Origin of the sequence: Flavobacterium sp. YJ01 (assembly GCF_029320955.1) — a bacterium.
GTDB lineage: Bacteria > Bacteroidota > Bacteroidia > Flavobacteriales > Flavobacteriaceae > Flavobacterium.
Genome location: NZ_CP119757.1, coordinates 4340494 through 4356578, shown reverse-complemented (window position 1 = coordinate 4356578; position 16085 = coordinate 4340494). Strand labels below are relative to the sequence as shown.

Sequence of the window (16085 nt, the reverse complement as noted above, 5' to 3'; positions counted from 1 at the left end):
TAATTTTTAAAAGCACATTATCCAAAACACCAAATAAGTGATTTAAAACAATAGTATTCTTTTTAAATTTTCTTTTTATGAAACAGAAAGCTGACCATCAAAAAGTTCAAGAAATAACAGAAACAGAGTTACTGCATCATGTGAGACTTAGTATCAATTCGAAATTTCAGGATTGGGTTTTGTTTAAAAATGGAACGTACATCATTTTCGAAAATGCAGATGAAACTCGCAATTTAGAAAGCACTGCCTTAAAACTTATGGAAGAATTTGGTCCTGTTTATTTAGGAGAACGTTCTGAAGATTTCGATGTCACCGATTTAAAAAATACAGAAGGTTGGATTGTTTCTGGACACGGTTACGGAATGTATACGTATGTAAGTCCGCTAGAAATGAAATATAAAACGTTGGATATTGTTGAGATTGGTATATTGGGACGTAGGAAAAGAGATTTAGATGGTAGAAACGCTACAATCATTCATGTTAACCGAAAAGTCAAATTTTAAAAATCTTGTAAACCTAGCTTACACAAACATCTTGGTAATGAAACCTGAACAATCCGATGCTCACGCAAGCAAATCTGACTTATCAGCAAAAAAATAACTTAAAAACAATCTAATTCGTAGCTTTTTACTAATTCAGTTACTCCTTCTTGACCATTAATTTTTAAGATCTTTTTGTCAACCTTTTCTATAACTACAGGACAATCTGACATCTCGCGAGTAATCACTTTTTTCGAAATCAGTCTGCTTAATCCCATTGCTTCCATATAAGATATTTTGCCATTATCAGGTCTTACAACCACATAAAAGTTCACTGCTGTATAACTTGGTTTTATTACTTTAAATAATTTAAGCTTATTTGAGTACAACAATAGTCCAAATACTTTATCTTCAATAGTAACAAACTCAACGAGTTTACCATCATTCATAAAAGTAAAAGATTTTATTTCGTTAGGCAGAAACTCCTTCTTTTTATTGTTCGCATCCCAAACTTTCAATTTATTTTCTAAGTCGAGAACCATTAAATTTTCAGATGAATAACCTGCATCTATTTTATAGTTTTTTATCGTATCATTACTCTTTGCAATAATTTGAATATCTACTTTTTGAGCTATTGATTTAAATGCTGAAAGAAAAATAAAAAGTATTAAGTAAAAATGTCTCATAGAAGTAATTGAGTTATTTATTAGGATTAAACAAAAAAGCGCCTAAACTATTGAAAACATACAATTTTCACCACTATTAGCACCTTAACTTGTTCCTAACAAAGAAAGAAAATATTTTATATAAATCAAAAAATAAACGAAATTGAAGAATTAAGAGAATTCTATTTCTCCGAGATGAAATATTTAATTCTGTTAATTACGAAATACAGCTTTTAGATGGCTTACTTAAGACTATAACATTTTACTCTCTGCAACTTTGTAACTTATTTAAGAACAAATCCATTTTCTTTCAAAGTATTCAAAACTTCCCCAATAATTTTAGAGCGACATTCAGAATTTTTAGCATTAGGCCCCGTTTTTACCCAATACCGAATATTAAGCTGAATAACTCCCGCAGCCGCAACATCAGTAATAACAGCCGAATCTGCGTAATCTTTATCAGTTACGTCTTCGTTTTTATGAAGCACTTCTTTTACGAGTTCTATGGCACGCTTATAATCAGAACCGTACTCGAGTCCAACAGTAAAAGTCTGAAGCAAAAAACCCTCGCTATTATAGTTGATGAGTGTATTTTTAATTAAAAGCGCATTTGGAATATAGATGATTTTAGAATCGCTTTTGACTTCAGTATCACGAAGATTCAGGTTTATAACCTCTCCTTTTACTCCATTACTTTCTATAATATCACCAATATTAAAAGGACGTTTAAAAGCCAGCAAAATTCCGGCAAGGAAATTTTCGCCAATATCTTTAAGTGCAAAACCAATTACAAAAGCTGAAATTCCTGCACCAGCAAGCATGCTTTGTGCGACTCCGTCAAGTCCAATAATTTTAAACATAAACAAAACGCCAATAATAATCAAAACCGATTTGATTAAACGGGCAATAAAAGTTGCCAAAAGTCGGTCGTGCATTCTGGCTTTGAGGCGATTTCCTGCAAAAATGCCAACTCTAGCCGCAATAAACCACGAAACGAGAATTACGACAATTGCCAGAATAAATTTGGGCGTAAGATCGACTACACTGTAATAATAATTTTCTAAATGCTTAAAAACGTCTTGAACAAAATCTTCCATAATATGCGTTGTAAAAAGTAAAACTTTAAAAGTATAACTTTTTAAAAACGGAACGCTTACAGGATTTAATTAGAATTTTATAGAATCTATCGAAATGATATTATTTACTTCAAATCCTTCTTAATTACCAAATATTTCAAGTCTGTTTTTCCTGCATTACTAATTCCGTGTTCGGCATTTGGCGGACAATAAAAACTGGTATTTGGACCAGCGATTTTGGTTTTTCCATCCAAGAAGAATTCGGCGGTTCCTTCTAAAATATAGAAAAATTCTTCTTCGGGATGATGATGTGGCGCGTGCGTAGATTTTCCAGGTTCGACAATGCTCATTTTTAAAGTGTTTTCTTGAGTGAAATCTTTATTGGCAAACCAATATTGATACCCTACTTTGGTTTTCGTGGCTTTGTCAATATCAAAATGATTGACACAGTTATCGATTGTGTATTTTGGATTTGTTGAAGTTGTTTCTTTTTTTACTTCTTGAGAAAATACTATTTGTTGAAAAAACAGAACCGCTAGTGTGGTTTTTATGAGGTTTATTGGTTTCATTTTTTTAATTGTAATGTTACTAAAAATTTTAGCATTGTTATCTCTTCTAATACAAATTTACATTGGCTCTTAAAACTCCTTCAGTAAAGGATATACTTTTTTAAATTTATTGAATGCAGCTTCATATACACTTTTATGTTTCGCATTAGGAAAATATGTTTGTCCTGTTTTGTTATCATTTGTAATCTCCTCGCCAAGTGATTTTAAACCTATAAGAACAGCGCCCCAAGAAGATCCTTCGATAGTTTGGGAGGTTTCAACCTTCATCTGAAAAATATCAGCAACCATTTGGAGCCACAGTTCGCTTTTACCAAATCCCCCACTGGCCATAACTTTTGTTTTACTTCTATTTTCAGGATTCGGAATTAAAATTTCTGTTATTTGGAACAATCCAAATAAAATTCCTTCTAAAGTGGCTCGTACCAAGTGCGCTTTTGTGTGCGTAATCTGCATTCCTAAAAGATTTCCTTGAGCCGAGGCATCCCAGATTGGCGCTCGTTCTCCCAATAAATAAGGCACAAAAAGCAGTCCATCAGAACCTGCAGGAATTTTTGCGGCTTCTTCAATAAGAACTTCTAAAGATTGTGTTGTATTAAGCAAAGTTTCTTTCAGCCATTGTAAAATTATCGCACCATTATTGACAGCACCTAAAGTTAGATATTGATTGTCCATTAAATGATAACACTGCGTGCGCATTTGCTCGTCAAGATACGGTTTGTCAATGGGCAGTCGCACTGCTCCGCTTGTGCCAATAGTTAAAGCAATACAATTTTTGTTCATGGCGCCTGTTCCGAGATTGGCCAGCGCACCGTCGCCACCGCCAATTACATAAAGAAAACCATCTGAAATTCCTTTGCATTGGTGTGTGACTTCGCAAACTTTAGATAATTGATGTGGCGTGATGTTTAAGAAATCTAAAACTTCATCATCCCAATCTAAAGTATGAATATTTAGCAATCCCGTTCCGGACGCCATTGAAGTGTCTGTATAATATTCATTAGTCAAATAATGCCAAACATATTCTTTAATGCTGATGAATTTATAGGTTTTGGAAAATAGCTCAGAGTCAAATTCTTTGAACCAAGCAATTTTTGTGAAGGGAGAAAAAGGATGAATTGGTATTCCGGTTTTTTGATAAAAGTGTTTTCCCTGATCTGAATTTTTAAGTTTTCCAGCAATTCCCGAAGCTCTGTTATCTGCCCATAAAATAGCATCTGTTAGTGGTTTTCCATTTTCATCAATGGCAATGATACTTTGCATCGCCGAACTAAAACTGATAAACTGAGGCTGAATTCCGTTTGTAATCTCGTTAATACATTCCTTTACGGTTTGTAAAATTTCGTGTGGTTTTTGAACACTCCATTCCGGCTTTGGATGATACATTTCGTAAGACTTAGCAATTTGTCGGATCACATTTCCCTGTTTATCAAAACAAACGGCTTTTGTAGCTGTTGTTCCTATGTCAATGCCAATATACAATGCTTCCATATTATTTATTTGATCCATAAATTTAAAAGTAATACACCAATTAATCCCATTACTCCTATAATTGTTTCCATAACCGTCCAGGTTTTAAAAGTGTCTGATACGCTAATGCCAAAATATTCCTTAAACATCCAAAATCCGGTATCGTTTACATGCGAGCACATTAAACTTCCAGCACCTATAGACAAAACCATTAATTCCGGACTCACGCCAGATGCAATCACTAAAGGCTGTACAATTCCGGCTGCGGTCAATCCGGCGACTGTTGCAGATCCTAAAGCAATACGAATAATAGTCGCAATCAGCCAGCCTAAAAATAAAGGTGAAAGAGAGGATTTTTCAAAAAAAGTGCTTAAATCTGTTCCAATTCCACTGTCTATTAATACTTGTTTAAAAGCACCGCCGGCAGCAATTATTAAAATGATCATCGTAGCCGAACTTAAAGCACTACCCGATTTATCCATAATATCCTGCATTTTTCTTCCACGTAAAACACCTAAGGTAAATACAGCAAAAAGTATTGCAATTAACATTGAAGTCAATGGATTTCCAATAAAAAGCAACACGGAACATAAAGCGCTTTCTTTGGGCAATAGTAATTCACTGAACGTAGCAGTGGCTATTAAAAAAACTGGAACTAGTGCCGTTACAATGCTAATTTCAAAAGAAGGCATTTCGGATTCTGTCAAAGTTTTACTGTCGAATAATCCTTTTGGAGGAAAAGCATTTATTTTTTTTATAAATTCAGGAAAAACGATTCCGGCCATAAAAAGTGTCGGAAGCGCAACTATAAGTCCGTAAAGAAGTGTCTTGCCTAGATTGGCTTTAAAAATAACTGCAATTGCTGTTGGTCCCGGATGTGGAGGCAAAAAACCATGCGTAATAGAAAGTGCCGACGCCATGGCAATTCCCAAATAAATGATAGACTGTTTAGTGCTTTTGGCCACGGCAAAAACCATTGGAATCAAAATTATAAATCCTGCATTATAGAACATTGAAATTCCAACGGAGAATCCGGTTATAACCATTGCCCATTTAATATACTGAATACCAAAGTATCGAATCATGACAGAACTGATTCGTTGTGCAGCGCCGCTATCAGAAAGTAAATTTCCTAAAATAACACCAAAGGCGAGAATTAGAATTAAAGAACCTAATGTACTTCCTATTCCCTCTTGTATCGAATTGATTAAATCCCGAAAAGGCATTTGCTTAAAAATGCCCACAAAGAAAGCGGCAACAATTAAGGAAATAAAGGCATTGAGTTTTACAACTGAAATTAGAATCAATAATAAGAGAATCCCTGCAATAAGAATTAGTAGCGACATAATTTATTGATTAAGTGTTTTTTAATTTGTCTCGTAAAAATATTACTTTCTATACGTAAAAAAGTGATCATTTCAAATTTAATATGTTAAATAACTTCATTTAAAGCTACTTAGGAAAATTATAAAAAAGATACTTTCTCGCCTAGCCCCTCCCGATAGCTATCGGGAGAAACGGCATCTCCCGATTTAGAAAAACAAGGCTTTTTAGCCGTAGTTTTTGTTTATCGGGAATATAGTGAAGAGCGGGACAAAACGTTCTTTTGGAAACGGAATTTCTGCTCCTAAAAAGAATCTTAAACCAACTTTGTAGAATATCAGAAATAAAAACTACTTTTAAAAACGCTTCAAAAGCAACTTTTAATCCTTTCATGATGTTACAACTTAAAATAAAATCACAACTTATATTAGTTATTACTTTAACTTTTGCAAATTTTATATACGCTCAAACATCAAAAGAAAAAAGCAATTCTATAATAGCAAAAGGCGCAGTTCTTACAAAATTATCAGATCAATTCAGTTTTACAGAGGGGCCTGCAGCGGATAAGAAGGGAAATATTTATTTTACGGATCAGCCAAATAATCGAATCATGAAATGGTCGGTTAATGGCGAACTTTCTGTTTTTATGGAAAATGCAGGAAGATCTAACGGTTTGTATTTTGATCAAGCAGGCAATCTTTTGGCTTGCGCCGATGAAAAAAATGAGCTTTGGAAAATAGACCAGAACAAAAATCACACTGTAATACTAAACAACTTTGAAGGAAAAAGACTTAATGGCCCCAATGATCTTTGGGTTGATCCAAAAGGCGGTATCTATTTTACAGATCCTTTTTACCAAAGAGATTACTGGAAACATAACTCGAAAGAAATAGAGAAAGAATGCGTTTACTATTTATCTCCTGATAAATCTAAAATCATCAACGTTGAAAATAATCTTATAAAACCTAATGGGATTATTGGAACTTCGGATGGAAAAACCTTATACGTAGCTGATATAGGAGCAAATAAAACGTACTCTTATGCAATCGAAAGTAATGGCTCTTTAGGTAAAAAAACGCTGTTTACTGAATCAGGTTCAGATGGAATGACAATAGACAATTTTGGAAACATTTACTTATGCGGAAAAGGAGTTACCGTATTTAATCCGCAAGGAGAAAAAATAGCCTATATTGATGTTCCTGAACCATGGACAGCTAATGTTTGTTTTGGAGAAAAAAAATTTAAAACATTATTTATTACTGCCGGTAAAAGTGTTTATACGATAGAAATGAGTGTTCGGGGAATGAAATAATGATAAATCATCGTTCCTATTTCTCTTGTATATTTTTAGCAATTTCAAAAATTTTGATTGAAATTTTATTCGTTAGTGACAAATTGCACTCTTTTCAGAATCAAAAAACTTCAAAATCATTGTAATTTGATTCGAATTTAGGTTGAATTGTGCTTAAAATGGAATTTCGAAAAAACACAAAACCTTTCGGAATACCTTATTTTATTACTACTTTAATATTCTCTATGATTCCATAAGAAAATATTATGATAAAAATATTTCATTATTAGAAAAACCGTCATACATTTGCCTAACAGTGTTAAACGATTTAATACTTGAATACAATGGCTAGCAAAGATCGAATTTTAAGACAAAAAGAAGAGACAAGGAACAATATCCTTGGCGCTGCTTATGATATCGTAAAAGATGAAGGCTGGAATGGTTTGAGTATGCGTAAAATTGCCGACAGAATCGAATATACTGCTCCTATTATTTATGAATATTTCTCGAATAAAGAAGCAATACTAGAAGAACTGACAGGCAAAGGTTTTATTAAACTGGCAAAAGAGTTACAGACTGCAAAAGATAAGTTTGAAAAACCCGAAGATCAGTTAGAAGCCATGTGGATGACTTATTGGGATTTCGCTTTTACTAATACTGAAATGTATCAACTTATGTTTGGTGTTCAAATGACTTGCTGCGCACAGCGATGTTCGGCTCAGGAAGCACCTTACAAATTATTTACTGGTGTTATTGCTGAAATTATGAAGGACAGCAATCCTAGTGAAGATATCATTAAACAAAAATATTTTACTTTCTTTTCTGTTATTCATGGTTTAATCGCCATCAACATCATTAACAAAAGTGATATTTTAGAAACAATAAATGCTCAGATTTTGAAGGATGCTATTACTGGTATCATCAAATCTATACAATAAAAAAATTTTCAATTTTACTTAACAGTGTAAAATGATTTAAACGGGATAATGTAAAATCCTTTTTTTTATAACTTTCGCTTAACACTGTTAGAAAATTTAATAAAGGTAATAAAAGCTCTTTTTTTAGACTTTAACTTAACAACGTTAGATAATTTAATACTGATTCGAAATAGAATTGGAAAGGCTTACTGTATGGAAATTTGCGCACTTTTACTTAACAATGTTAGATAATTTAATTCAATTAAATATGAATCCCGAGAATGCCAGAATGCCAGAGAATTTTATCCGAGAAAATGTTCAACCAATTAAAACCACTATGAAAATGAAAAATGTAATTATAACCAGTTTTATTCTGGCCTTAGTATTAAGCAGCTGTGGCGACAAAAATCAAGCGCCTACTGCTCCACCACCACCGGTTTTACCAGTTTTAGCAATCACAAGTGCCAATACAACTACTGATGCTGAATATCCTGCTTCTATACAAGGAACTGTTGATGTCGAAATTCGTCCACAAGTAAGCGGAAACCTAGACAGAATTTATGTTGACGAAGGTGCTTATGTAAGTAAAGGACAAACTTTATTCAAAATCAATGAGCGTCCGTACCGTGAGCAGTTAAACAATGCATTAGCAAGTCTTCATGCTGCAGAAGCAGCTTTGATCAATGCTAATTTAGAAATTGATAAATTGACTCCGTTAGTACAAAACAAAGTAGTTTCTGATTATCAATTAAAAACAGCTAAAGCTTCTCAAAAAATTGCTGCTGCCAATATCGAACAAGCGAAAGCAATGGTTGGTTCTGCTAAAATTAATTTAGGCTATACAAACGTAACTGCTCCAGTGAGCGGATACATTGGAAGACTGCCTAAAAAACAAGGAAGTTTAGTTTCTGCTTCTGATGTTGAGGCTCTTACTACTTTATCAGATGTTCATGAAGTATTTGCTTATTTCTCTTTAGGTGAAACGGATTTCATTCACTTTAAAGAACAATACGCTGGAAGTTCATTAGGAGATAAAATTAAAAAACTTCCTCCAGTTACTTTGATATTAGCGGATAACAGCGCTTATCCAAAAACAGGAAAAATCGATATGGTTGACGGTCAGTTTGATAAAACAACAGGAGCAATCACGATTAGAGCAACTTTCCCTAATGCAAACGGAATTTTACGTTCTGGAAACACAGGAAGAATCCGTTTAGGATTAAACCACGACGATGCCATTTTAGTTCCGCAAGCGGCTACAATCGAAATGCAGGATAAAGTATTTGTTTTCACTGTAGGCAAAGACAACAAAGTAACTAAAATGCCAATTACCGTTGTTGGTAAAAGCGGTACCAATTATTTAATTAAAGACGGCGTAAAAACGGGTGATCAAATCGTAATGAGCGGTATTGACAAACTTCAGGATGGGCAAGCGATTCAACCTGAGAAATCAACTAAAGTTGCCGAAGTAACTAAAAAAAAATAATCAAAAGAAATAATGTTCAAAATATTTATACAAAGACCAGTACTTGCCACCGTAATCTCCATTTTGTTGGTGATTTTAGGGGTACTTGGTTTAACTAAACTGCCTTTACAACAGTTTCCTGATATTGCGCCTCCATCGGTTTTGGTAACGGCGGTATATCCGGGAGCCAACGCAGAAACCGTTTTACGTTCTGTGGCACCTTCTATCGAAGAATCTATAAATGGTGTAGAAAACATGACTTACATGAGTTCTACAGCCAGTAACGACGGTACTTTGGCTATTACCGTTTTCTTTAAACTAGGAACTGATGCCGATCAAGCTGCGGTAAACGTACAAAACCGTGTTGCTCAAGCAACGAGTCAACTTCCTGCCGAGGTTGTACAACAAGGTATTGTTACGGCGAAACAGCAAAACAGTTTCATCATGGCAATTGGTATGTACACCGATGATGAAACCAAATACGATCAGACTTTTGTTGCCAACTATGCACAGATTAATATTATTCCGGAATTAAAACGTATTCCGGGTGTAGGTTCTGCAAGTATTTTTGGTGGTGTAAAAGATTACTCTATGCGTGTTTGGTTGAATCCAACGCAAATGTCGACTTATAAAGTGACGCCAAGCGAAGTTATGGGAGCGATTCAAGACAAAAGTTTGGAAGCGGCTCCAGGTAAATTTGGAGAGCGAAGCAAAGAAGTTTTTGAATACGTTATTAAATATAAAGGGAAATTAACCAAACCAGAAGATTATGAAAATATTGCTATACGTTCTAATGCAGATGGTTCAGTACTTCGCTTAAAAGATGTAGCGAGAGTTGAACTTGGCGCTTATTCTTACAACAGTTTAACGCGTTTAAATGGTAAAAAAGGAATTGTAATTGGGGTTATTCAGTTAGCTGGATCAAACTCAAATGATATTCAGATTGCCATTAACAAAATGATGGAAAAGGCTTCTAAAGATTTTCCAAAAGGTATCAAACACAATATTTTCTATAGTACAAAAGTATCTCTTGACCAATCTATCGAACAAGTTGAGCATACATTATTAGAAGCTTTTATACTGGTATTTATTGTGGTATTTATCTTCTTGCAAGATTTTAGATCAACATTAATCCCGGCTATTGCTGTACCTGTAGCAATTTTAGGAACGTTCTTCTTCATGCAGTTATTCGGATTTTCGATCAACCTTTTAACGCTTTTCGCATTAATTCTAGCGATTGGTATTGTGGTCGATGATGCCATTGTGGTAGTCGAAGCGGTGCATGCGAAAATGGAGCACAAACGCTTGTCTCCAAAAATCGCAACCCATGAAGCAATGCACGAAATAACGGGTGCTATTATCTCGATTACGCTGGTAATGGCTGCTGTATTCCTGCCGGTTGGTTTTATGGAAGGCTCTACAGGAGTTTTCTATCGTCAGTTTGCCTTTACGATGGCAATTGCAATTGTAATTTCGGCCGTAAATGCCTTAACATTAAGTCCAGCGCTTGCGGCATTATTCTTAAAAGATAATCACGGAGCTCACGATCACGATGCGCCTTATCAGAAAAAAGGATTTAAAGACAAATTCTTTACCGCTTTTAACACGAGTTTCGAATCGTTAACGAATCGTTATGTTGGTGGAATTAAATTCTTAATCAGAAAGAAATGGTTGAGTTTAGGCGGATTAGCTGCTATTACTCTTGCAACAGTTTTATTAGTGAAAACCACTCCTGCAGGATTTATTCCAACAGAAGATCAAGGATTTATCGCGATTGCAGTAAATACGCCTTCAGGAACTTCGCTTGACGGAACTCAAAAAGTAATGACAGATGCTGAAAATACATTAAGAGGTTTAGATGCTTCAAGATTCGTAACAGCAATTTCAGGTTTCAACTTATTGACAAACTCTACAAGTCCATCTTCTGCTGTTGTATTCGTATTGCTTAAACCAAACGAAGAACGAGGAGAAGTAAAAAACATTGACGAAATCATGAATCAGGTTCGTGGTAAATTGGGCGGTATTTCTGGAGGAAGTTTCTTCGTATTCAGTTTCCCAACTGTTCCAGGATTTAGTAACGTTGAGGCTTTAGATTTAGTTTTACAAGATAAAACGGGAGGAAAACTGGATAAATTCAGTGGCATCTCTCAAAACTTTATCGGCGAATTAATGAAACGCCCTGAGATTGCAGTTGCCTTTACTTCTTTCAAAGCAGATTATCCGCAGTTGCAATTGGAAGTTAACGACGAAAAAGCAAATCAATTGGGTGTTAATGTAAAAGACATTTTACAAACCATGCAGGCTTACTTTGGTAGTGCGCAAGCATCTGACTTTAACCGATTTGGTAAATATTACCGAGTTGTTGTTCAGGCTGATATCGAAGACAGAGCTGATCCAACAGCAATTGACAGAGTTTTTGTAAAAAACAAAACAGGCGAAATGGTTCCAATAAATACTTTAGTAAAACTAACCCGTATTTATGGTTCTGAAACCGCTTCTAGATACAATTTATTTAACTCAATTTCTATTAATGCCATTCCAAAACCTGGATTTAGTTCAGGAGATGCCATTAAAGCGATTGAAGAAGTAGCAGCACAACAATTACCTGCAGGTTACGGGTTTGAATTCTCGGGCCAAACACGTGAGGAGATTTCGTCTGGAGGACAATCTGCAACAATATTCTTACTGTGTTTGATATTCGTTTATTTCCTACTTGCTGCACAGTACGAAAGTTACATTTTGCCTTTGGCAGTAATCTTATCAATCCCTGCAGGTATTTTTGGAGTATTCGTTGCTATTGGTTTAGCTGGAATTGAAAACAATATTTACGTACAAGTTGCTCTTGTCATGCTGATCGGATTGCTCGCCAAAAATGCCATTTTGATTGTGGAATTTGCGGTTCAGAAACGAAAATCAGGACAGGCTTTGGTCAAAGCTTCTATCGAAGCTGCAAAATTACGTTTGCGACCAATCATCATGACATCTCTTGCTTTCGTAGTTGGACTTGTACCAATGATGGGCGCTAAAGGTCCATCTGCCCAAGGAAATCACTCTATCAGTATTGGAGCGGCAGGCGGAATGCTTTCAGGGGTAATTCTAGGATTATTTATTATTCCGGTATTATTCATAGTATTCCAACATTTACAAGAAAAATTTAGCGGAAAACCAGTCGCTGTAATTCATAATGAAGAAAAATAAAATATGGAAAACTATATCACAACCATTCTTGTAGCCATCATATTTGGCATCGGATATATATCATACAGAATCTCAAAAGATCTTGAAACCAGAAAAGATACTTGTACAGAGATATAATCTGTTGAGAAAAAAATTAAACACATAGAAACATAGATTTTTGTGTCAAAAAAAGAGATTAGAAGAAACTAGTTTCCACACATAGAACTATGTGCATTTATGTAAGTGAAACGCCTTTTTAAATCTGCAAAAAACTATGTCTCTATGTGTTTCAAAAAAAATTACACCCAAACGGGTTAAAGGAATTTTAATAAAAAACTAAATGAAAAATCATATAACCAAAATCGTGACCTTCGCCATTCTGATCACGACCTTAATATCCTGTAAAGTCTCTAAGGATATTGAAACTCCAAAAGATGCATTTCCTGAGAATTTCAGGAATGCATCGGTTTCGAGTGATACAACTAGTATTGCCGATGTGGAGTGGAAAAATTTCTTTACAGAAAAAGATATTATAAAATTAATTGACAGCGCCGTTGCAAGAAACAACGACTTGCAGATTGCCGAAAAGAACATCGAAATTGCGCAATACCGTTTTACACAGTCAAAATGGGGAAATGTGCCTCAGGTTAACTTATTTATAAACGCAAGTACAAGCAATCCGTCTGACAATAGTTTCACGGGATTGAACTTAAATCAGGCAATTGGTGCTAAACATATTGACGACTATTCTGCTGGAGCTTCTCTTTCTTGGGAGGCTGATATTTGGGGAAAGATCAGAAACCAAAAGAAAGGGGCTTATGCAGGATATCTTCAATCTGAAGAAGTAAAAAAAGCATTGCAGACCAATATTGTTGCCAATGTTTCTAGAGGATATTATAATCTTTTGATGTTGGATGCGCAATTGGATATTGCGAGACAAAATCTTCGTTTAAATGATAGTACAACCAATATTATCAAATTAAAATACGATGCTGGTCAGGTAACAAACTTAGCAATTCAACAATCGGAAGCACAGAAATTAAACTCAGCGCAATTGATTCCGTTATTGGAACAAAACATTGCGATTCAGGAAAATGCTTTGAGTGTGTTAACAGGTTCTTTTCCAAATTCAAAAGAAAGATCTGTTCGTTTAAGCGCAATTGAAGTTAAAAATAATAACGCAATCGGAGTTCCTTCTACATTAGTAAGCAGAAGACCAGATGTAAAAAGTGCCGAATTGGCTCTTAAAGCTGCAAACGCAAACGTAGGAATCACAAAAGCGGATTTATATCCGGCTCTAAGAATTACAGCGCAAGGCGGATTAAACTCTTTCGAAACCAGCAATTGGTTCAATATTCCGGCTTCATTGTTCGGAACTGTTGCAGGTGGTTTAACACAACCTCTTTTAAACAACAAAAGAGTAAGAACGCAATATAATATCGCTGTCGCGGAAAGAGAAAAAGCAGTTTTAGCTTTTAGACAATCTGTTTTGGTTGCTGTGAGAGAAGTTTCGGATGCTTTGGTTAAAGTAGAGAAATTACAGCAACAGGAAACTTTCTTAAAAGAAAAAGTAAAAACGTTACAACAAGCAATTAAAAATGCCAATTTATTATTCAAAAATGGATTAGCCGAATATCTAGAAGTTTTAACAGCACAAGCAAATCTATTGCAAAGCGAACTAGAATTAGCAGATTTAAAAAGACAACAACTTACAGCCAATACCGATTTGTACCGCGCTCTAGGCGGAGGCTGGAAATAATACCTGTTACATTACCCGTTAATTATTTATTTTTTGAGATGAAAACGCTGTGAGACCTTTGGGTTTCATGGCGTTTTTTAGTTTTGGCCGCTAAGGCGCTAGGACGCGAAGTTTTTTTGTTTGCCACGAATTTCACTAATTTTCACTAATTTCTTTTTCTTTCTTGAAATAATTATAAAAATAATTCGTGAAAATTCGTGAAATTCGTGGCAGTAAACTTTGTGCCTTAGCGTCTTCGCGGCAAAACCAAAACAATCTATGACTTTCAATCCAGAAATATACCTCAACAATCTAAAACAGACCATTGACAACTACTATCCTATTTCTGAAAATTCTTGGAAATTGATTGAAAACATAGCACAATTTCAAACCCTTAAAAAAGGAGAAAAATTATTAGAAAATGGAGAAATCGCTAAAAATCTTCATTTCGTTGCAAAAGGTATTTTAAGAGCTTTTATCACAGATCAGCAGGGGAATTTCTATAACAAAAATCTTTTTATGGAAAATTATTTTGCAGGTTCTAAAGTTTCATTAATGCTGCAATCGCCTTCTAATTTTACAATTGAAGCCTTGGAAGACTCCATTATCATCAATCTTAATTATAAAAAATACGTTTCATTAATCAATGAAAATGAAGATCTTAAAAACTTTTATATTGCTCATTTAGAAAAAAACTGGATTATTGATAAAGAACAAAGAGAAGTCGCGCTTGTCATGCAAAACGCAACCGAAAGATATGTCAGCCTTCTACAAAAACATCCAACTATTGCCGATCGCGTGCCGTTATTACATATCGCTTCTCATTTAGGAATCACGCCAACACAGTTAAGCCGAATCAGAAAAAATCTGGAAAAAGATTTGTAAATCAACATATGTAAAGGTTTTTCTGGGAGATCAAATTTATCTTTGCTTTATAATTCAAAACCGTTATCACAATGACCAATATAGAACTTATAAAAGACAATATTGACAATCTTACCACTCTTTGGAAAACCGTTGCCATTCCTCTCCTTTCTTATCATAAAAATGATCCTTTTGAGTTTTCTCAAATCAAAAATTCGGGCTGGCCAAATAGATTATGGTCTAGAGAAGATATTACCGAAGAAAATTTTCCTCTAATTCAGGAAATCATGGAGAAAAATCCAGGTTTGGTTGTTCCGTATTGGGATATTTTCGGAAGCAATTCTAAAGATCTTTTTGAGAAAAATGGCTTTCATATCCGAATTCAGCTTGTAGCAATGGCTTTAAAACTAGAAGAAAAATTTCCACTTCAAAACAATCTTACTTTCAAAAGAGTTTTAAATAAAGAAGATGCCAAAACTTGGTCAGATATTTATCCGCTGTCTTTTAGTTATGTAATCAGTAAAGAAACTTTAGTCAATAATTACGAAAATGCAAAGTTTTATTTAGTTCATTTTGAAGGAAAAGCAATTGGAACCTTAACGCTTTTTCAAACCGAAAAAACAATGGGAATTCACGGTGTCGGCGTTGTTCCAGAAATGCGAAAAAGAGGTTTTGCAGAAGAAATCATGAAATTTGCAATCAACGAAGCAATCGATGCTAAATGTGATTATGCACAATTGCAAGCTTCGGCTTTAGGAAAAGGCATTTACACGAGATTGGGTTTTGAAGATTTGTTTACGATTACAAATTATCAGTTGGCGTAAATTTTAAATTAAGCAACTACACAAATATCTCGCAAAGACGCGAAGTCACAAAAAAAACTTAAAAAGTAAACTTTGCGACTTCGCGTCTTTGCGAGAACTATTTTCAATCTAAAATCTATTTTCTAAAATCTAAAATCAACAAATGTCCCAAATGCCCCTAAAATAGTCGTAAATACCTATTTCATGAAAAAATAAGAATAGTACATTTGTAACACATTAACCAATAACTA

Annotated in this window: 13 protein-coding genes; 8 read left to right on the top strand and 5 right to left on the bottom strand. The window is 34.6% G+C overall.

Annotation, left to right across the window (positions count from 1 at the left end; genetic code table 11):
• Window positions 1–77 precede the first annotated feature (77 nt).
• A complete protein-coding gene (locus P0R33_RS19070) occupies window positions 78–503 on the top strand; it encodes a hypothetical protein (protein ID WP_276172752.1) in 426 nt (141 codons plus the stop codon).
• 98 nt (window positions 504–601) lie between these two features.
• Here P0R33_RS19070 and P0R33_RS19065 read toward each other — a convergent pair whose 3' ends face one another.
• From P0R33_RS19065 to P0R33_RS19045, 5 genes are all read right to left on the bottom strand, one after another.
• Window positions 602–1165 (bottom strand): hypothetical protein, encoded by a 564-nt coding sequence (locus P0R33_RS19065; RefSeq protein ID WP_276172751.1) that lies wholly within the window; start codon window positions 1163–1165, stop codon window positions 602–604.
• Window positions 1166–1428: 263 nt separating this feature from the next.
• Complete coding sequence (locus tag P0R33_RS19060; protein WP_276172750.1) at window positions 1429–2241, bottom strand: mechanosensitive ion channel domain-containing protein; 813 nt, start codon at window positions 2239–2241, stop codon at window positions 1429–1431.
• A 104-nt stretch (window positions 2242–2345) separates the two neighbouring features.
• Window positions 2346–2789 (bottom strand): cupin domain-containing protein, encoded by a 444-nt coding sequence (locus tag P0R33_RS19055; RefSeq protein ID WP_276172749.1) that lies wholly within the window; start codon window positions 2787–2789, stop codon window positions 2346–2348.
• A 69-nt stretch (window positions 2790–2858) separates the two neighbouring features.
• Window positions 2859–4295 (bottom strand): gluconokinase, encoded by a 1437-nt coding sequence (locus tag P0R33_RS19050; RefSeq protein WP_276172748.1) that lies wholly within the window; start codon window positions 4293–4295, stop codon window positions 2859–2861.
• A complete protein-coding gene (locus P0R33_RS19045) occupies window positions 4283–5602 on the bottom strand; it encodes a gluconate:H+ symporter (protein WP_276172747.1) in 1320 nt (439 codons plus the stop codon). Before P0R33_RS19045 ends, P0R33_RS19050 begins: the two co-directional genes overlap by 13 nt.
• Window positions 5603–5973: 371 nt before the next feature.
• Between P0R33_RS19045 and P0R33_RS19040 the strand changes: the two genes are divergently transcribed.
• From P0R33_RS19040 to P0R33_RS19010, 7 genes are all read left to right on the top strand, one after another.
• Window positions 5974–6891, top strand: coding sequence for an SMP-30/gluconolactonase/LRE family protein (locus P0R33_RS19040; RefSeq protein WP_276172746.1), 918 nt, complete (start codon window positions 5974–5976; stop codon window positions 6889–6891).
• A gap of 323 nt (window positions 6892–7214) precedes the next feature.
• A complete protein-coding gene (locus P0R33_RS19035) occupies window positions 7215–7808 on the top strand; it encodes a TetR/AcrR family transcriptional regulator (RefSeq protein WP_008467721.1) in 594 nt (197 codons plus the stop codon).
• Between the two features lie 247 nt (window positions 7809–8055).
• Window positions 8056–9273 (top strand): efflux RND transporter periplasmic adaptor subunit, encoded by a 1218-nt coding sequence (locus P0R33_RS19030; protein WP_276175671.1) that lies wholly within the window; start codon window positions 8056–8058, stop codon window positions 9271–9273.
• A gap of 12 nt (window positions 9274–9285) precedes the next feature.
• Complete coding sequence (locus tag P0R33_RS19025; protein WP_276172745.1) at window positions 9286–12450, top strand: efflux RND transporter permease subunit; 3165 nt, start codon at window positions 9286–9288, stop codon at window positions 12448–12450.
• Between the two features lie 319 nt (window positions 12451–12769).
• The gene (locus P0R33_RS19020; RefSeq protein WP_276172744.1) at window positions 12770–14188 is read left to right on the top strand and encodes a TolC family protein; all 1419 of its coding nucleotides are present in this window, start codon (window positions 12770–12772) and stop codon (window positions 14186–14188) included.
• A 258-nt stretch (window positions 14189–14446) separates the two neighbouring features.
• Window positions 14447–15052 carry a Crp/Fnr family transcriptional regulator gene (locus tag P0R33_RS19015; protein WP_276172743.1) on the top strand — a complete coding sequence of 202 codons (606 nt, stop codon included), beginning with the start codon at window positions 14447–14449 and terminating at the stop codon, window positions 15050–15052.
• 71 nt (window positions 15053–15123) lie between these two features.
• Window positions 15124–15855, top strand: coding sequence for a GNAT family N-acetyltransferase (locus tag P0R33_RS19010; RefSeq protein ID WP_276172742.1), 732 nt, complete (start codon window positions 15124–15126; stop codon window positions 15853–15855).
• The last annotated feature ends 230 nt before the right edge of the window (window positions 15856–16085 follow it).